This is a genomic window from Plantimonas leprariae (assembly GCF_008802405.1).
Lineage (GTDB): Bacteria > Pseudomonadota > Alphaproteobacteria > Rhizobiales > Rhizobiaceae > Plantimonas > Plantimonas leprariae.
In genome coordinates this window covers 38462-54849 of sequence record NZ_VZDO01000003.1, presented here as the reverse complement: position 1 = coordinate 54849, position 16388 = coordinate 38462, and the positions used below count along the sequence as shown (strand labels likewise).

Sequence of the window (16388 nt, the reverse complement as noted above, 5' to 3'; positions counted from 1 at the left end):
CGTCAGGTGTAGCCCGGAACGTCCGCTCGCATCACCCGCTCCTCCTCGCGGATGCGCCGGACGAGCGGCACGGCGTAGATCGCCATCCCGATCACCAGCGTCGCGAAGGCGTGCATGACGAGCGCGTAGCCGACGAGTTCGGGCAGGATGTTGAGGTAGTAGTTCGGGTGGCGCAGCACCCGGAACAGCGGGTGCGTGACCGCGACATGGTCCGGCGCGATCATGATCCGCACCGTCCAGAACCGGCCGAGGAGGGCGATCACCACGAAGAGCATCGCCGCGCCGAAGAGATAGAGCGCGAGGCCGAGACCGGACACCGCATCGAAGCGCGGCGCGCGGAAGAGCCCTTCCGCGAAGCCGGCGACGTAGTAGGCGACGTGCGTCAGCGCGAGGAGCCGCGTATTGGCGGCACCATGCTCGACCGCGCCGCCGGCGCGCAGCGCCTTCTCGTGCCGGAACGAGATCGCCAGCGTCAGGAGCCGGAACAGGACGGCTCCCGCAAAGAAGACGACGAGCGCCGTCACGTCCGGCCGCAATGGCTCAAGCGGCGTTGCGGGTCTTCTCGAAACGCTTGCGCTCGTTCGGATCGAGGTGGAGCTTGCGCAGGCGGATCGACTTCGGCGTCACCTCGACCAGCTCGTCGTCCTGGATCCAGGACAGGGCGCGGTCGAGGGTCATGCGGATCGGCGTCGTCAGCTTCACCGCCTCGTCCTTGCCGGCGGCGCGGATGTTGGTGAGCTGCTTGCCCTTCAGGACATTCACTTCCAGGTCGTTGTCGCGCGAGTGGATGCCGATGATCATGCCCTGATAGACCTTCACGCCGGGATCGATCACCATCGGACCGCGATCCTCGAGATTGAACAGCGCATAGGCCACCGCCTCGCCGGGCGCATTGGAGATGAGGACGCCGTTGATACGGCCCGCCAGCGCGCCCTTGAACGGCTGGTAGGAGTGGAACAGCCGGTTCATCACCGCCGTGCCGCGCGTGTCGGTCAGGAGTTCGGACTGGTAGCCGATGAGGCCGCGCGTCGGCGCGTGGAAGACGAGGCGCTGACGACCGCCGCCCGACGGGCGCAGCTCCTTCATCTCGGCCTTCCGTTCGCTCATCTTCTGGACGACGACGCCGCTATGCTCCTCGTCGACGTCGATCACGACCTCCTCGACCGGCTCCAGCGTTTCGCCGGTCGTCTCGTCCTTCTGCATCACGACGCGCGGGCGCGAGACGCCGATCTCGAAGCCCTCGCGGCGCATGGTCTCGATGAGGACTGCGAGCTGCAGTTCGCCGCGGCCCGAGACGTAGAACGAGTCTTTGTCGGCCGACTCCTCGATCTTCAACGCGACGTTGCCTTCCGCCTCCTTCAGGAGGCGGTCGCGGATGACGCGGCTCGTCACCTTGTCGCCCTCCGTGCCGGCAAGCGGGCTGTCGTTGACGAGGAAGCTCATCGTGACCGTCGGCGGGTCGATCGGCTGCGCGGCGAGCGCTTCCGTGACCGCCGGGTCGCAGAACGTGTCGGCGACGGTGCCCTTCGACAGACCGGCGATCGCGACGATGTCGCCGGCCTCGGCATGGTCGACCGGCTGGCGTTCGAGACCGCGGAAGGCGAGGATCTTCGAGATGCGGCCACTTTCCAGTTGCGTGCCGTCCTGCCCGAGCACCTTCACCGACTGGTTGGGCTTCAGTGACCCGGACTGGATCCGGCCGGTGATCAGGCGGCCGAGGAAGGGGTTCGCCTCGAGGATCGTGCCGATCATCTTGAACGGCTCGTCCTTGCCGGCCGTGTCCGGCTCCGGCACGTGCTTCAGGATCAGGTCGAACAGAGGCGCTAGGCCCTGGTCCTGCGGGCCCTCCGGCGCTTCCGCCATCCAGCCGGCGCGGCCGGAGCCGTAGAGCACCGGGAAGTCGAGCTGCTCCTCGTTGGCGTCGAGCGCGACGAAGAGGTCGAAGATCTCGTCCAGCACCTCGGTGTGGCGCTCGTCCGGCCGGTCGATCTTGTTGATCGCGACGATCGGCTTCAAGCCGACCTTCAGCGCCTTGCCGAGCACGAACTTCGTCTGCGGCATCGGGCCTTCGGACGCATCCACCAGGATCACCGCGCCGTCCACCATGTTGAGGATGCGCTCCACCTCGCCGCCGAAATCGGCGTGGCCGGGGGTGTCGACGATGTTGATCCGCACGTCGCGCCAGACCACCGAGGTGGCCTTGGCGAGGATCGTGATGCCGCGCTCCTTCTCGAGGTCGTTGGAGTCCATCGCCCGCTCTTCCGTGCGCTGGTTCTCGCGGAACGAGCCGGACTGCGCCAGGAGCTTGTCGACCAGCGTCGTCTTGCCATGGTCGACGTGCGCGATGATCGCGATGTTGCGAAGCTTCATGAATTCCACCGGTGCGGGAGCGCGTTCGGCGGACTTATGGGAGCGACAAGCCCATAGCCCGCGGATTTGCGCGCGTCCCTACACGATTTTTCGCAAGTGCGAAAGGGCGGGCGTTCAACGCCCCCGGCCGGGCCCGTCCTCTCGCGCTTTCCAGCGCTCCTCCAGTTCCGGCAGGAGGATCACGCTTTCCTGTTCGTTCGCGTCCGTGCGCGCGATCACGACGGTGCAGGGTTCCGTTTCGCTCGGATTGTAGGGCATATGGGGCACGCCGGCGGCGATATAGACGAAGGAGCCGGCGCGCGCTTCCTCGTGGTGCTCCAGTTCGTCGCCCCACCAGACGCGCGACGTGCCGCCGACGATGAAGATCGCCGTCTCGTGATCGGCATGCTTGTGCGCGCGTTCGATCGCACCGGGCGGGATCGTCAGCGTCTGCAGGTGGATCGCCTTGGCGCCCACCAGTTCGGCCGAGACGCCCTGCTCGTAGACCGGACCCTGCTTGCCGCGGATCCGCTTGGCGGCGCGAACGACGGCGAGCCCGGGCTTCGCTTCCGGCTCGGTTCTGTCGGTCATGTGGAACTCCGGCATCCGCTCGTCCGACCGTCGCCGCGGGCCGGTCGAACCGGGAGGGCTTTTCCCTCGAAGCGACGCAGGCTCTCGCGGCGGAGGATCACGACCCGTTACGACGGCCGGACGATGCGGGCAACCGGTTACCGGCGTGTTTCTCGGCGGTCGGACCGGGTTACCGTCGCAACAGGGGAGCGGTTCGGCAGGCAGCGGATCGCGAACCGAAGGGCGGCAGACCGACGCTTCAGTTCGCCGTCGCGCGGCGGCCGGCCGCGCGGTCGTCCGGCAGGCCGGCCGCGACGAGACCGTCGACGTAGCGCTCCCTCAGCGCGGCGTTCATGAAGCCCATCGCCTCGGTCGCGAGGCGCGCCGTCATGTCCGGCCGCCCCGCGGTGAAGCGGGCGAGGGCGTCGCGCGCGCCGGCGAGATCGCTCGCAGCGGCGGAAAAGGTCGCGACGTCGCGATAGGGCCAGGTCATGCCCGGTTTCTCGGCCAGCGCCCGGCGCGTCCAGGCCAGCGCCTCGCGCGGCCGCCCGCAGGCGAAATGGGCAAGGCCCATGCCGATGAACGAATTGAAGCTGAACGGGTCGCGCGGCGACAGCCGGATCGCGCGCTCGAAGCAGGCGAAAGCCTCCTCCGGCCGCCCGGAATAGGTGCGCGAGAAGCCGCGCCGCGTCCAGGCCCAGGCGTGGTTGACGTCGATGCCGAGCGCGCGGTCGATCAGCGCGTCGGCGCGCTCCACCGCGCCGTCGATCAGCATGATCGCGGTGGCGGCCGCCGTCAGCGCCAGCGGATCGTCGTCGATGAGCCCGGCGGCGCGTTCGATCAGGGCGCGCCCCGCCGCGCGTTCGGCCGCAAGATCGGCCGACCAGTTGTAGGCGATCTGCTGCGCCCGGGCCCAGGCGCCGATGGCGAGCGCCCGGCCGTAGCCCGGCTCCAGCGCCAGCGCCTCGTCGACGAGGGCGATGGCCTGCGGGTTCTCGTGCCGCCGGTGTGCCCAGAGATGCGGCAGGGCGCGCAGGACGAGGTCGTAGGCGGCGAGGTTCTCCGGCGCCTTGCGGCTGGAGCGCTCGATCTCCGCCTGCCGGATGGTCGGATGCAGCGCGCCCGCGACCATCTCGGCGATCTGGTCCTGCACCGCGAACATGTCGGTGGTCTGGGCATCGACCCGCTCGCTCCAGATCTGCACGCCCGACGCGCCGTCGACGAGGCCGAGCGTGACCCGCATCCGCTCGCCGGCGAACCGCACGCTGCCGTCGAGGATGTAGCGCACGCCGAGTTCGGCCGCGATGGTGCGCATGTCGACGGCGTGGCTCTTGTAAACGTAGGCGGAGTTGCGCGCGATCACCAGGAACTCGCGCACCCGCGACAGGCTGGCGGTGACCTCCTCCACCAAGCCGTCGACGAAGCCGTCGCGGGCCGCGTCGCCGGAAAGGTTCTCGAAGGGCAGGATCGCGATCGAGGGATGCGTCGCGGGGTCGGGCGCCGTCACGCGCCGGCGGCGCCGGACGCCGATCACCTTCGGATCCCAGGTCCAGATGCGGTGGCGCTCCGACAGCCCCTTCAGCGCCCGCTCGCCGATGTCGGTGAAATAAAGATCGGTCTTGCCGGCGAGATACTCGAACACGCCGCGCGAGATCGCGATGCCGCCCGGCGGCGACAGGGTCTGCACGCGCGCGGCGAGGTTGACGCCCTCGCCGAAGCGGTCGTCCTCCGTCACCACCACGTCGCCGACGACGATGCCGATACGCACCTTGAGGCGCAGGCCCTGCTCCAGGTCCTCGCCGCCCATGGCGCGCTGGAACGACGCGGCCCAAGCGACGGCGCTGACCGCGCTGGCGAATTCGGCGAGGCATCCGTCGCCGGTGTGCTTGAAGACCTGGCCGCCATAGTCGCCGACGGTCGCCTCGACGCGCTCGCTCATCCGCGCGACGGCGTCGAGCGTCCGCGCCTCGTCGGCCTCGACGAGGGTCGAAAACCCTTCGACGTCCATCGACAGGATCGCGGCCAGCCTGCGGCGCGATACGCTCATCGTCGAAATCCCCCGGCCTCCCCGATGGATTCCTAGCGCACGATCGCGGCGCCCGCCAAGGTGCGGGCCTGCAACATCAAGGCGATCGCTCCCCGTACGGCGTAGCTCCGCTACTGCGCCGCTTCCACGAAAGGCGAGTGCTGCCCGTCCTCGCCGTCCTCGTCGTCGACGCCGATGAAGTCGAGTGCCGCCGGGACGGTCGCGCCGATCTCGACCATCTCGATGCCGCGGAGCTTCCGATCGATGGCGCGCTTGCGGACGTCCACCGCGTCGATGTGGTTGGTGGCCTCCTGCAGCTTCTTCTTCACCTTCTCCAGCACCGGGCCGAACTTGCCGAACTCGGCCTTCACGCCGCCGAGCACCTGCCAGACCTCGCCGGAGCGCTTCTGGATTGCGAGGGTGCGGAAGCCCATCTGCAGCGAGGACAGGATCGCGGTCAGCGTCGTCGGGCCGGCCACCGTGACGCGGCAGGAGCGCTGCAGGTCGTCGCAGAGGCCCGGCCGCCGGATCACTTCGGCGTAAAGCCCTTCGGTCGGCAGGAAAAGGATGCCGAAATCGGTGGTGGTCGGCGGGTTGAGGTATTTCTCGCAGATGTCGCGGGCGCAGCCGCGGACCCGGATCTCCAGCGCCTTCGCGGCCGCTTCGACGGCGGCGAGGTCGCCGGAATCGGACGCCGCCTGCAGGCGCTCGTAGTCCTCGATCGGGAACTTCGCGTCGAGCGGCAGCAGCACCTCCGAGCCGTCCTCGTGCCCAGGCAGGCGGATGGCGTATTCGACCCGCTCGCCGCCCTTGCCGCCGGTGGAAACGTTCGTCGCGAACTGGCCCGGCGCCAGCATCTGTTCGAGCAGCGCCCCGAGCTGTACTTCGCCCCAGGTGCCGCGCGACTTCACGTTGGTGAGCACCCGCTTCAGGTCGCCGACGCCGGTCGCCAGCGACTGCATCTCGCCGAGGCCCTTGTGCACCGCTTCCAGCCGCTCCGACACGAGCTTGAAGCTTTCGCCGAGCCGCTGCTCCAGCGTGCCCTGCAGCTTCTCGTCGACGGTGGCGCGCATCTGTTCGAGCTTCGCCTCGTTCTCCTGCCGAAGGGTCTTCAACTGCGCCTCGATGCCGGTCTTCAATGCCTCGCCGGCCTTGGCGTTCGTCTCGTCGATGGCGGCAAGCCGCCGGCCGAAATCCTCCTGGCTCTCCTTGAGGCGCTGTGCCGACTCGGCCGCACCCTGCCGAAGCTGGGTCGCGAAGGCGTCGAGTTGCGTGCGCTGCGAGGCGAGCTGCGCCTCGACGCTGCCTTTCAAGGCCTCGCCAGCCTTGACGCTCGCCTCATTGATGAGGGCGAGGCGGCGGCCGAAATCCTCCTGCGTCTCCTTCAGCCGCCCGGCGGAGTCGGCCGCGCTCTGGCGAAGCTGCTCGGCGAAGCCTTCGAACTGGGTGCGCTGCGTGCCGGCGACCTCGGCCAGCCGACGCGTCAGCCCCTCGCCGAAGCGGTCGACGCTGCTCGACACCTCCTCGCGCAGCGCTCGCGCCACCTTGACGTTCTCCTCGCGCGCGGCGCGGAAATCCTCGCGGGCGGCACGCTCGGCGCGGGCATGCCCCTCGTCCAGCGACACGAGGCGCGCGAGCGTCGCATCCGCGTCCGCACCGCCGCCGAGGGCCGCTTCCAGCCGCCGGAGATGGCCGAGGACGAGCGCCGAGACGGCGAGCGCGCCGAGCGCGAGAAGGGCCGCAAGGGCGGGCAGGACGATGTCGAGCATGCGGTTCGTTCGCCGGGAATGGGACGCGAACAAACGTAGACGAAGCGCGAACAGTCGTCCATCCGCGCCGCCGGGCTTTCCACCAGCGGCGGCAAGCCTCGCGTCAGCGGCGGCGGCGTGTCAGGCGGCGAAGCCGCGCTTTCGGAGGAGCGCCGCCGAGGTCGGCATCCGGCCGCGGAAGGCCTGGTAGAGCTCGGCCGGGTCCTTGGTGCCGCCAGCCGCGTAGACGTTGGCGAGGAGCAGCGCCGCCGTCTTCGGGTCGAACGGGTCGCCCGTCTCGGTGAAGGCGTCGAAGGCGTCGGCGTCGAGCACTTCCGACCACATGTACGAGTAGTAGCCGGCGGAATAGCCTTCGCCCGCGAAGATATGGGCGAAGTGCGGCGAGCGGTGCCGCATGACGATCTCGCGCGGCAGCTTCAGCTCGGCGAGGATTTCCGCTTCCCGCGCCGCCGGATCGGCGGGTGCTTCGCCGCTCTCGTGCAGCGCGAGGTCGACCAGCGCCGAGGCAGTGTATTCCACCGCGTCGAAACCCGCATCGAAGGTGCGGGCCCGCTCCAGCTTCGCAGCGAGGTCCGGCGGCAGCGGCTCGCCGGTCTCGGCATGGAGGGCATGGCGCTGCAGAATGTCCGGTACAGTCAGCCAGTGCTCGAAGAGCTGCGAGGGCAGCTCGACGAAATCGCGTGAGACCGACGTGCCGGACAGGCGCGGCCAGGTGACGTCCGACAGGAGGCCGTGCAGCGCGTGGCCGAACTCGTGGAACAGCGTGCGGGCGTCGTCCATCGAGAGAAGCGCCGGCTGCCCTTCCGCCGGTTTGGCGAAGTTCATGACGTTGTAGATGATCGGCGTCTGATGGCTGCCCTCCAGCTTGTGCTGGTCGCGGAGCGCGCTCATCCACGCGCCGGAGCGCTTCGAGGAGCGGGCGAAATAATCGCCGAGGAACAGCCCGACCTCGCGGCCGTCCCGGTTCCGGACGCGCCAGACCCGAACCTCCGGCCGCCAGGCCTTCGCGTCGGGAAGGCGCTCGAAGGACAGGCCGAACAGGCGCGACGCCACGTCGAAGGCCGCCTCGATCATCCGTTCGAGCTGGAAGTACGGCTTCAACGCCGCCTCGTCGATCGCGAACTCGGCCCGGCGGCGCTTCTCGGCGTAGTAGCGCCAGTCCCAGGGCTCCAGCGGCTCGTTCGCGCCGCCGGTCGCGACGATGCCGGCGAGCGCGGTCGCGTCCCGGCCGGCGCGGGTGACGGCCTGTTCCCAGACTTCCGTGAGGAGCGCCCGCACCGCCGAGGGCGTCTTCGCCATCGTGTCGTCGAGCTTGTAGGCCGCATAAGTATCGTAGCCGAGGAGCCGAGCCTTCTCGGCGCGCAGCTCCAGCGTCTCCTTGATGATTTGCCGGTTGTCGGTCGGGCCCTCGTTCTCGCCGCGCGCGATCCAGGCCTTGAACGCGGCCTCGCGCAGGTCGCGGCGGTCGGAGAAGGTCAGGAACGGCACGACGATCGAGCGCGACAGGGTGAGGGCGTAGCCGTCGATGCCGCGTTCGCGCGCGGCCTCCCGCATACCGGAGACGACGAAATCCGGCAGCCCAGCGAGGTCGTCCGCCGTCAGGGGCAGGACGAAGCTCTTCTCGTCGGCAAGGACGTTCTGCGAGAAGGCGGTGCCGAGCTCGGACAGCCGGGCATTCACCGCCGCAAGGCGCTCGCGCGCCTCGCCTTCGAGCTTCGCGCCGCCGCGTACGAAGCCGATGTGGACGCGCTCCACCAGCCGCCGGTCCTCGCCCGTCAGGTCGTCCTTGCGCGAGAACACTGCGTCGATGCGCGCGAAGAGCTTGGCGTTCAGCGCGATTGCCGAGGAATGGCGCGACAGCTTCGGCGCGACCTCGCGCTCGATGGCCTGGATCGTGTCGTCGGTGTCGGCGCCGGCGAGGGCGTAGAAGGACGAGGCGGTGCGCTCGATCGCCTCGCCGGCCCGCTCCATCGCCGCGATCGTGTTCGCGAAAGTCGGTGGCTCGGGAGCATCGGCGATGGCGTCGATCTCGGCCCGGTGCGCCGCCATCGCGGCGTCGAAGGCCGGGCCGAAGCTGGCGCGGTCGAGCCCGTCGAAGGCCGGGATGTCGTAGGCCCCCAGCGGCGGAAACAACGCGTCCTCGCTCATCGGATACTCCCCTCTGATGTCATTCCGCCGCTTCGCGCATCGACCCCAGCGAACGGAACGCGTCCGCCGTGATCTCCAGCGAGCGCAGGCGCTTCGCGTGGTCGTGGATCGCCGAGGCGACGATCACCTCGTCCGGCCGGTATCGCGCGACGAGGCCCGCCAACTCGCGCCGCACGGTTTCCTGCGAGCCGACCGCCGCGACGGACAGGGCCTCGTCCGCGCCGGCGAGGAACATCGGATCGACGACGTCTTCGAGGTTCTCGACCGGCCGGGGCAGGGGCCCGGGCCGGCCGCTCCGAAGATTCGCGAAGCCCTGCGCGATGGAGGAGCGGAGGAACCGGCCCTCCGCGTCCGTCTCGCCGGCGAAGACGTTCATCGCCAGGATGAAATGCGGCTCGGCATGGAGCCGCGAGGGGCGGAACGTCTCGCGATAGACCTCGATCGCCTGGGACAGCATGCCGGGCGCGAAGTGCGAGGCGAAGGCGTAGGGGAGCCCCAGATGCGCGGCGAGTTGCGCGCCGTAGAGCGAGGAGCCGAGGATCAGCACCGGCACCTTCGTGCCCATGCCCGGAAAGGCGCGGACGCGCTGGCCGGGTTCCTCGTCCTCGAAGTAGTGGATCAGCTCCACCACGTCCTGCGGGAAGCTGTCGCCGCCCTCGAGGTTGCGGCGGAGAGCCCGGGCGGTCAGCATGTCGGTGCCGGGCGCGCGGCCGAGCCCGAGGTCGATGCGGCCGGGGAACAGGGTCGCGAGCGTCCCGAACTGCTCGGCGATGACCAGCGGCGCGTGGTTCGGCAGCATGATGCCGCCCGAGCCGACCCGGATGGTGGAGGTGGCGGCGGCGACGTGCCCGATCACCACGGCGGTCGCGGCCGAGGCGATGCCGGTCATGTTGTGATGCTCGGCAAGCCAGAAACGGTGGTAGCCGAGCCGCTCCGCATGGCGCGCGAGGTCGGCGGAATGCTTGAGCGCCTCCGCCGCCGTAGACCCTTCGCCGACATGGGAAAGGTCGAGAACCGAATAGGGGATCATGGACGGGCTCCTTCGCAAGCGAAGATGGGCTCGGCCGGACGCCCTTTCCAGCCTACTGCCGGTCGCGCTTCGCCAGCGTTCGGAGGCGCAGCGCGTTCAGCTTGATGAAGCCGGCCGCGTCCTTCTGGTCGTAGGCGCCCTGGTCGTCCTCGAAGGTGACGAGCTTGTCGGAATAGAGGGATTTCGGCGATGAGCGGCCCGTCACCATCACGTTGCCCTTGTAGAGCTTCAGGCGCACCGTGCCCTCCACGTGCTCCTGGCTCCGGTCGATCAGCGCCTGCAGCATCTCGCGCTCCGGCGAGAACCAGAAGCCGTTGTAGATCAGCTCCGCGTAGCGCGGCATCAATTCATCCTTCAGGTGCGCCGCACCGCGGTCGAGCGTGATCGATTCGATCGCGCGGTGCGCGGCGAGCAGAATCGTGCCGCCCGGCGTCTCGTAGACGCCGCGCGACTTCATGCCGACGAAGCGGTTCTCCACGAGGTCGAGCCGGCCGATGCCGTTGTCGCGGCCGAGGTCGTTCAGCCGTGCCAGGATCTCGTGGGGCTTCAGCACCTGCCCGTCGATCGAGATCGCGTCGCCCTTGGAAAAGCCGATCTCCACCGTCGTCGCCCGGTCGGGCGCGTCCTCCGGCGAAATGGTGCGCATGTGGACGTATTCGGGCGCCTCCTCGGCCGGATCCTCCAGCACCTTGCCCTCCGAAGAGGAGTGCAAGAGGTTCGCGTCGACGGAGAAGGGCGCTTCGCCCTGCTTGTCCTTGGCGACGGGGATCTGGTTCTTCTCGGCGAAGTCGAGGAGTTCGGTGCGGCTCTTGAACGCCCAGTCGCGCCAAGGCGCGATGATCTTGATGTCGGGGTTCAGCGCGTAGGCGGAGAGCTCGAAGCGGACCTGATCGTTGCCCTTGCCGGTCGCGCCGTGGGCGATGGCGTCGGCCCCGGTCTTGTGAGCGATGTCGACGAGGTACTTCGCGATCAGCGGCCGCGCGATCGAGGTGCCGAGAAGGTAGGTGCCTTCGTAGACCGCGTTCGCCCGGAACATCGGGAACACGAAGTCGCGGACGAACTCCTCGCGCACGTCCTCGATGAAGATCTCGCGGATGCCGAGCATCTCGGCCTTGCGGCGCGCCGGCTCCAGTTCCTCGCCCTGGCCGAGGTCGGCGGTGAAGGTCACGACCTCCGCACCGAGCTCGGTCTGCAGCCATTTCAGGATGATCGAGGTGTCGAGGCCGCCCGAATAGGCGAGAACGACCTTCTTCACGTCGCGGGGTGCCGGCATGGTCCTCTGGTCCGTCGCTCTTCCGTCCGGCCGGCTCTACATGATGCGAGGGCGGGCCGGAAGGGGTGGCGATGTCGGCTTCGTGGCAGTTCTGGGCGCTTCTGTCGGCGGTCTTCGCCGCGCTGACCGCGATCTTCGCGAAGGTCGGGGTCGCCGGCGTCGGCTCGGATTTCGCCACCTTTGTCAGGACCGTCGTGATCCTCCTCGCGCTCGGGCTGATCCTCACCGCGACCGGCGGCTGGCAAGGGCTCGGCACCATCTCCGGGAAAAGCTGGCTGTTCCTCGTGCTTTCGGGCTGCGCCACCGGGCTGTCCTGGGTCTCCTACTTCCGCGCCCTGAAGCTCGGCCGGGCGTCGGAAGTCGCGCCGGTCGACAAGTTGTCGGTGGTGCTCGTCGCGGTGTTCGGCGCGCTCTTCCTCGGCGAGCGGCTGGGCACGCTCGCCTGGCTCGGCGTCGCACTCATCGCGGGCGGGGCGGTGCTCGTCGCGCTCGGCTGAAATGCCTGTGGCGCGCGGCGGCGGCACCGGCTAGGAGTCCGGGCCGAGGAGGGGCGATCCCATGGACTTCATTCCCGCCGCCGGGCCGCTGGCCGCCTTCACGCTGGCCGCGATCGTCCTCGCGATCACGCCCGGGCCCGACATGACGCTCTTCGTCGGCCGGACGCTGGCGCAGGGGAAGCGCGCCGGCGTCGCCGCCTTCGCCGGGGCCTGCACCGGCTCGATGGTGCACACGACGCTCGCCGCCCTCGGCCTGTCGGCGCTGCTCGCCGCCTCGCCCACCGCCTTCACGGTGCTGAAGCTCGCCGGCGCGCTCTACCTCGCCTGGCTCGCCGTCCAGGCGATCCGCCACGGCTCGTCCTTCAATCTCGACGCGGCGCTCGACCGCGACCGGTCGATCGGAGCGAACGTCCTGACGGGCATCGGCATCAACCTCCTCAACCCGAAGATCATCCTGTTCTTCGTGACCTTCCTGCCGACGTTCATCTCGGCGAGCGATCCGCACGCGGCGGGCAAGCTGTTCTTCCTCGGCTTCTACTTCATCCTCGTCTCGGCGCCGATCTGCATCGGCATCATCTTCGTCGCCAGCCGCGTCGCGACGACGCTGAAGCGCCAGCCGCGCGTGATGCGCACGATCGACTACGTCTTCGCCTCGGTGTTCTCCGGCTTCGCCGTCTCGATCCTGCTCACGCCCTCGCGCTGAGGCGCGCGTGGCCGGCCGCCGGCGGCACGTCCCGCGACCAGCCAGTAGGTGAGCGCGTAGGCGAGGCCCGCGACGAGAAGCGCGATCTGGACGCTGCCGTGCGGCGGCTCCGCCCCGTAGGCGAGGCGGATCACCGCAATCGCGCCGGCGAGGCCCGCCAGCGCGTGGAGGATCAGCGAGCGGATCCGCAGCACTTCCGTCGCCACGACGAAGACGGCGAAAGGCAGGAAGCTCACGGTGCCGACCTGCACCGCCTCCAGCCCGAAGCCGATCCCCGCATGGATCCAGTAGACCGGATCGTCGCCGACCGCCGGGCGATCCGGACCGAGGAACGGCCAGATCAGCGCGAAGGCCGCCGCCAGGCAGGCGAGGAGGAAGCCGAGCGGGATCAGGAACAGGAAGCGGAAGACGGTCGCCATGCGGCGAAGATAGCGCGCGCGCCGCCCCGATCGCAGTCCGCCGGCCTACTTCGCCGCGCCTTCGTGCTCGGCGATCATCCGCTTCATCAGGTCGATCTCCGCCTCTTGGTCGGCGATGATCTTCCGGGCGAGCTCCTTGGCCTGCTCATCCTTGCCGTATTCGAGCTCGACTTTCGCCATGGCGACCGCGCCCTCGTGGTGCGGGATCATGTTGCGGAGGAAGTCGAGGTCGGCGTCGCCCGTCATCGACATGTTCGCCGACGCCATGCTCTGCATCGCCGCCATGAAGGCCTTCGAGGACGGCGCATCCATCCCGGCCGCATCGCCGTGACCCATGGCGGAATGGTCCATGCCGCCGCTTTCCTGCGCGAGCGAAGGAGAAGCGGCGAAGAGGCCGGCGGCGAGAAGCAGGGACAAGGTTTTCATGCGCGCATCTCCGGGGTCGGGAACCACGGCGAGGGAGATGGTCCTTCCAGCAAGGGGAAGGTCAAGGCATGCGCCTTCGCGATCCCCTCAGGCCGCGGCGTCCGCCGCGAGCCGTTCCTTCTTGCGCAGGCGCTCCGACTCCGACTTCAACTGCCCGCAGGCGGCGAGGATGTCGCGGCCGCGCGGCGTCCTGATCGGCGAAGCGTAGCCGGCCTCGTTGACGAGGGCCGCAAAGCGCTCGATCTGGTCCCAGTCCGAGCATTCGTAGGCCGATCCCGGCCAGGGGTTGAACGGAATCAGGTTGATCTTCGCCGGAATGCCCTTGAGCAGCCGCACCAGTTCGCGCGCGTCGGCGAGCGAGTCGTTGACGCCCTTCAGCATCACATATTCGAAAGTGATGCGCCGGGCGTTGCTGGCCCCCGGATAGGTCCGGCAGGCCTCTAGCAGGTCCTTCAACGGATACTTGCGGTTGATCGGCACCAGTTCGTCGCGCAACTCGTCGCGAACCGCGTGGAGCGAGATCGCGAGGCCGACGCCCATCTCCTCGCCGGTCGGCCGGATCATCGGCACGACGCCGGAGGTGGAGAGCGTGATGCGACGGCGCGAGATCGCGAGGCCGTCGCCGTCCGAGACGACGGCGAGCGCCTGTCTGACGTTGTCGTAGTTGTAGAGCGGCTCGCCCATGCCCATCATCACGACGTTCGAGACGAGGCGGCCTTCCGCCGGCACGATCGCCCCGTCGGGCGTATCCTGCGCCGGAAAGTCACCGAGCCGGTCGCGTGCCACCATCACCTGCCCGACGAGATCGTCGGGCGTGAGGTTGCGCACGAGGCGCTGCGTGCCGGTATGGCAGAAGGTGCAGGTAAGGGTGCAGCCGACCTGGCTGGAAACGCAGAGAGTGCCGCGGCCTTCCTCGGGGATATAGACCGTCTCGACCTCGACCGGCCGGCCCGCGCCGCGCGAGGGATAGCGCAGGAGCCATTTCCGCGTGCCGTCGGTGGAGATCTGTTCCTCGACGATTTCCGGCCGCGCGACGGTAAAGGCGGCGTCCAGCTTTTCGCGAAGGTCGCGCGAGACGTTGCGCATCGCCGCGAAGTCGGAGGCGCCGCGCACGTAGAGCCAGTGCCAGATCTGGCTCGTGCGCATCCGGAGCTGCTTTTCCGGCACGCCGACGCCGCGCAGCGCCTCGCTCAAGGCGTCGCGGTCCATGCCGACGAGATGCGGCTTCTCAAGGGACGCGGTCGCGGGGCGGGGCGGGGCCACGGAGCGCGCGAGCGGCGCAGCGAGGTCGAGCGTGACCGACATGGGCAAAGGCTCCGGCCTGCGGACGGCGAGTCTCGCGCCGCCGCCTTCATCGTCCGAACGGATCTGGATCGCCGTTCAGATGACGGTTTTCACCGCTTTTCGCAAGTCCGGAGCCGGAATCCGCTTTATTTGCAGGTGCGGATCGACTTCAGTGCCGCCGACACGCCGGCCAGCGAATAGGTGTAGTGGGTGGCCGTGCCGCGGCGCGACTGCGCGTCCACTTTAAGCGACTTGCCGCTCTGCAGCGCCTTGATGAACTGCGGCTCGTCGCCGGCATTCTCCATCCAGGCCGATTCGCCGCGGGTGAACAGCGAGTACTTCTTGCCGTCGACGTCGACGGTCACCTTCGAGCCGTCCTTCATCTGGTAGCCCATCACGGCCTGCGGCTCGTAGCTGTTGGCCTGGCCCGGCTTCTGCGAGATCAGGAAGAAGATGTCGCCGTGGTCGACGCTGGCCGGCTCCATGGTGAGCGGCGTCGACAGGATGTAGCAGACCTTGGTGCCGGAATTCGTGTAGGAATAGGTGCCCCACTTGTCGAACTGGCTGAGGCGGGTCGGCGTCTGGGCGCTCGCCGCGGCGGCGGACGCGATGAGCAGAGCCGCGGCGACCCCAAGAACCTTGTACATGAGGAGCTTCCTCCGTTTCGGCCGACGCCATGCCCTCGGCCGGCGTGGCCACGCCGCCCATTCGAGACGATTTGACTAAAGAAGTGTTGCGGCAGGGTAAATACGGGTCGAGGCGCGCCGCGCGCACACGTCCTCGTGAAGCTTGGCCGGGCTTCTATCCCTCGCTCGTCGCGTCCTCGCGCTTCGTCTTGCCGAGGGTCTCGCGGGCCTGCGCGTAGTGTTCCGGCTTGATGTTGGACTGCACGGCGCGGAAGGCCGCCCAGAGCACCGCCGCGTCGTCGGTGAAGCCGAGCCCGACGATGAAGTCCGGCACGATGTCGAAGGGGAGCACGAAATAGGCCAACGCCGCGAGCAGGACGCCCCTGGTCGAGGCCGGCGTCGTCGGATCAAGGGCGCAGTGGTAGGACGCCACCACGTCCTCCATGAACGGCACGTGCCGGAGCGCCCGGCGAACGGTGTCGAGGAAGGAGGAGCGGACGCGCCGCTCCTGCTCGGACTGCTCGTTCGCCGGCGCGGGCCGAAGGATCGCGTCGAGCTTCGCCTTCGCGATCTCGAAGCCCGCCCGCACCGGGCCCGTCTCGTGCTCGTTCGCCGTCATGCGGAGAAAATGGCCCGGCGGGGCCCGCGCGGCAAGCGCCCTCAGGCCCTCGATGCGGCGGCCGCGCTCAGCATGTGCCCCGCCGCACCCGAACGCGGCCTGCCGGCGAGGGCGAAGCTCTCCTCGGCAACGTAGGGGCCGCCGCCGACCGAGTCGCGCGACGAGAACAGGACGAAGCGCGAGGCGCGGAACGGCGGCGCGCGGAAAGAACCTCGCCCGCTCAGCCAGCGCGCCACCTCTTCCGCCTTCGGCTGGCGCAACCGCGCCAGCGTCACGTGCGGGGTGAACCGCTTCGCGTCGGGCGCGAGGCCGATGCGCCGGAGCGCCCGGTCGACGTCGGCCTGCAGCGTCTCAAGGGCAAGCGACGGCGCGACGGCGGCATAGACCGAATGCGGCTTCTTCGAACCGAAGGCGTCGAGGCCGCGCAGCTCCACGTCGAACGGCGCCGCCTCGATGCGGTCGAGCGCCGCCACCGCCTCGTCGGCCGTCCGGTGGTCGACGTCGCCGATGAAGCGCAGCGTCACGTGGTAGTTCTCGGGATCGATCCACCGGGCCGAGCCGAGCCCGCCGCGCAGCATGGAAAGCTGCACGGAGGCGTCGCGGGAGATTTCGAGGGCAACGAAGAGTCGCGGCATGGAGAAACTCCACT

Annotated in this window: 16 protein-coding genes; 2 read left to right on the top strand and 14 right to left on the bottom strand. The window is 69.1% G+C overall.

Features of this window, described 5'->3' with window-relative positions:
- Positions 1-2: 2 nt before the first annotated feature.
- The 8 genes from F6X38_RS04870 to F6X38_RS04835 all read right to left on the bottom strand — a co-directional run bounded on the left by F6X38_RS04870 (position 3) and on the right by F6X38_RS04835 (position 11165).
- Complete coding sequence (locus tag F6X38_RS04870) at positions 3-524, bottom strand: isoprenylcysteine carboxyl methyltransferase family protein (protein ID WP_202617931.1); 522 nt, start codon at positions 522-524, stop codon at positions 3-5.
- Between the two features lie 16 nt (positions 525-540).
- Positions 541-2370: a translational GTPase TypA gene (gene typA, locus F6X38_RS04865; protein WP_150968429.1), complete on the bottom strand. Its 1830-nt coding sequence runs from the start codon at positions 2368-2370 to the stop codon at positions 541-543.
- A 114-nt stretch (positions 2371-2484) separates the two neighbouring features.
- Entirely contained in the window at positions 2485-2940 is a 456-nt protein-coding gene (locus F6X38_RS04860) for a cupin domain-containing protein (protein WP_150968428.1), read from the bottom strand.
- Positions 2941-3178: 238 nt separating this feature from the next.
- On the bottom strand, positions 3179-4966 hold the full coding sequence (locus F6X38_RS04855) for an adenylate/guanylate cyclase domain-containing protein (protein ID WP_150968427.1): 1788 nt from the start codon (positions 4964-4966) through the stop codon (positions 3179-3181).
- A 110-nt stretch (positions 4967-5076) separates the two neighbouring features.
- Entirely contained in the window at positions 5077-6714 is a 1638-nt protein-coding gene (locus F6X38_RS04850; protein ID WP_150968426.1) for a DNA recombination protein RmuC, read from the bottom strand.
- A 120-nt stretch (positions 6715-6834) separates the two neighbouring features.
- Entirely contained in the window at positions 6835-8862 is a 2028-nt protein-coding gene (locus tag F6X38_RS04845) for a M3 family metallopeptidase (protein WP_150968425.1), read from the bottom strand.
- Positions 8863-8881: 19 nt separating this feature from the next.
- Positions 8882-9892, bottom strand: coding sequence for an LLM class flavin-dependent oxidoreductase (locus F6X38_RS04840; RefSeq protein WP_150968424.1), 1011 nt, complete (start codon positions 9890-9892; stop codon positions 8882-8884).
- Between the two features lie 52 nt (positions 9893-9944).
- A complete protein-coding gene (locus F6X38_RS04835) occupies positions 9945-11165 on the bottom strand; it encodes an argininosuccinate synthase (protein WP_150968423.1) in 1221 nt (406 codons plus the stop codon).
- Positions 11166-11236: 71 nt separating this feature from the next.
- On the opposite strand from F6X38_RS04835, the gene F6X38_RS04830 reads away from it, so the two are divergent.
- Positions 11237-11662 carry an EamA family transporter gene (locus tag F6X38_RS04830; protein WP_150968422.1) on the top strand — a complete coding sequence of 142 codons (426 nt, stop codon included), beginning with the start codon at positions 11237-11239 and terminating at the stop codon, positions 11660-11662.
- 61 nt (positions 11663-11723) lie between these two features.
- Positions 11724-12365, top strand: coding sequence for a LysE family translocator (locus tag F6X38_RS04825; RefSeq protein ID WP_150968421.1), 642 nt, complete (start codon positions 11724-11726; stop codon positions 12363-12365).
- On the opposite strand, the gene F6X38_RS04820 is transcribed toward F6X38_RS04825, so the two are convergent.
- The 6 genes from F6X38_RS04820 to thpR all read right to left on the bottom strand — a co-directional run bounded on the left by F6X38_RS04820 (position 12302) and on the right by thpR (position 16374).
- The gene (locus F6X38_RS04820; protein WP_202617930.1) at positions 12302-12784 is read right to left on the bottom strand and encodes a hypothetical protein; all 483 of its coding nucleotides are present in this window, start codon (positions 12782-12784) and stop codon (positions 12302-12304) included. The two genes, F6X38_RS04825 and F6X38_RS04820, sit on opposite strands and share 64 nt — an antisense overlap.
- A gap of 45 nt (positions 12785-12829) precedes the next feature.
- Positions 12830-13210, bottom strand: a complete 381-nt coding sequence (locus F6X38_RS04815; RefSeq protein WP_150968420.1) for a DUF305 domain-containing protein — start codon at positions 13208-13210, stop codon at positions 12830-12832.
- Between the two features lie 87 nt (positions 13211-13297).
- Entirely contained in the window at positions 13298-14515 is a 1218-nt protein-coding gene (gene rlmN, locus F6X38_RS04810; protein ID WP_150968419.1) for a dual-specificity RNA methyltransferase RlmN, read from the bottom strand.
- A gap of 125 nt (positions 14516-14640) precedes the next feature.
- Positions 14641-15141 carry an invasion associated locus B family protein gene (locus F6X38_RS04805; protein ID WP_150968418.1) on the bottom strand — a complete coding sequence of 167 codons (501 nt, stop codon included), beginning with the start codon at positions 15139-15141 and terminating at the stop codon, positions 14641-14643.
- Positions 15142-15295: 154 nt separating this feature from the next.
- Entirely contained in the window at positions 15296-15739 is a 444-nt protein-coding gene (locus F6X38_RS04800; RefSeq protein ID WP_150968417.1) for a YkvA family protein, read from the bottom strand.
- A 41-nt stretch (positions 15740-15780) separates the two neighbouring features.
- Entirely contained in the window at positions 15781-16374 is a 594-nt protein-coding gene (thpR, locus tag F6X38_RS04795; protein ID WP_150968416.1) for an RNA 2',3'-cyclic phosphodiesterase, read from the bottom strand.
- Between the last annotated feature and the right edge of the window lie 14 nt (positions 16375-16388).

Excerpts from the sequence above, each read along its gene's own strand:
- typA (WP_150968429.1), bottom strand. The coding sequence starts at position 2,370 with ATGAAGCTTCGCAACATCGCGATCATCGCGCACGTCGACCATGGCAAG.
- F6X38_RS04860 (WP_150968428.1), bottom strand. The coding sequence starts at position 2,940 with ATGACCGACAGAACCGAGCCGGAAGCGAAGCCCGGGCTCGCCGTCGTT.
- F6X38_RS04855 (WP_150968427.1), bottom strand. The coding sequence starts at position 4,966 with ATGAGCGTATCGCGCCGCAGGCTGGCCGCGATCCTGTCGATGGACGTC.
- F6X38_RS04850 (WP_150968426.1), bottom strand. The coding sequence starts at position 6,714 with ATGCTCGACATCGTCCTGCCCGCCCTTGCGGCCCTTCTCGCGCTCGGC.
- F6X38_RS04845 (WP_150968425.1), bottom strand. The coding sequence starts at position 8,862 with ATGAGCGAGGACGCGTTGTTTCCGCCGCTGGGGGCCTACGACATCCCG.
- F6X38_RS04840 (WP_150968424.1), bottom strand. The coding sequence starts at position 9,892 with ATGATCCCCTATTCGGTTCTCGACCTTTCCCATGTCGGCGAAGGGTCT.
- F6X38_RS04835 (WP_150968423.1), bottom strand. The coding sequence starts at position 11,165 with ATGCCGGCACCCCGCGACGTGAAGAAGGTCGTTCTCGCCTATTCGGGC.
- F6X38_RS04830 (WP_150968422.1), top strand. The coding sequence starts at position 11,237 with ATGTCGGCTTCGTGGCAGTTCTGGGCGCTTCTGTCGGCGGTCTTCGCC.
- F6X38_RS04825 (WP_150968421.1), top strand. The coding sequence starts at position 11,724 with ATGGACTTCATTCCCGCCGCCGGGCCGCTGGCCGCCTTCACGCTGGCC.
- F6X38_RS04820 (WP_202617930.1), bottom strand. The coding sequence starts at position 12,784 with ATGGCGACCGTCTTCCGCTTCCTGTTCCTGATCCCGCTCGGCTTCCTC.
- F6X38_RS04815 (WP_150968420.1), bottom strand. The coding sequence starts at position 13,210 with ATGAAAACCTTGTCCCTGCTTCTCGCCGCCGGCCTCTTCGCCGCTTCT.
- rlmN (WP_150968419.1), bottom strand. The coding sequence starts at position 14,515 with ATGTCGGTCACGCTCGACCTCGCTGCGCCGCTCGCGCGCTCCGTGGCC.
- F6X38_RS04805 (WP_150968418.1), bottom strand. The coding sequence starts at position 15,141 with ATGTACAAGGTTCTTGGGGTCGCCGCGGCTCTGCTCATCGCGTCCGCC.
- F6X38_RS04800 (WP_150968417.1), bottom strand. The coding sequence starts at position 15,739 with ATGACGGCGAACGAGCACGAGACGGGCCCGGTGCGGGCGGGCTTCGAG.
- thpR (WP_150968416.1), bottom strand. The coding sequence starts at position 16,374 with ATGCCGCGACTCTTCGTTGCCCTCGAAATCTCCCGCGACGCCTCCGTG.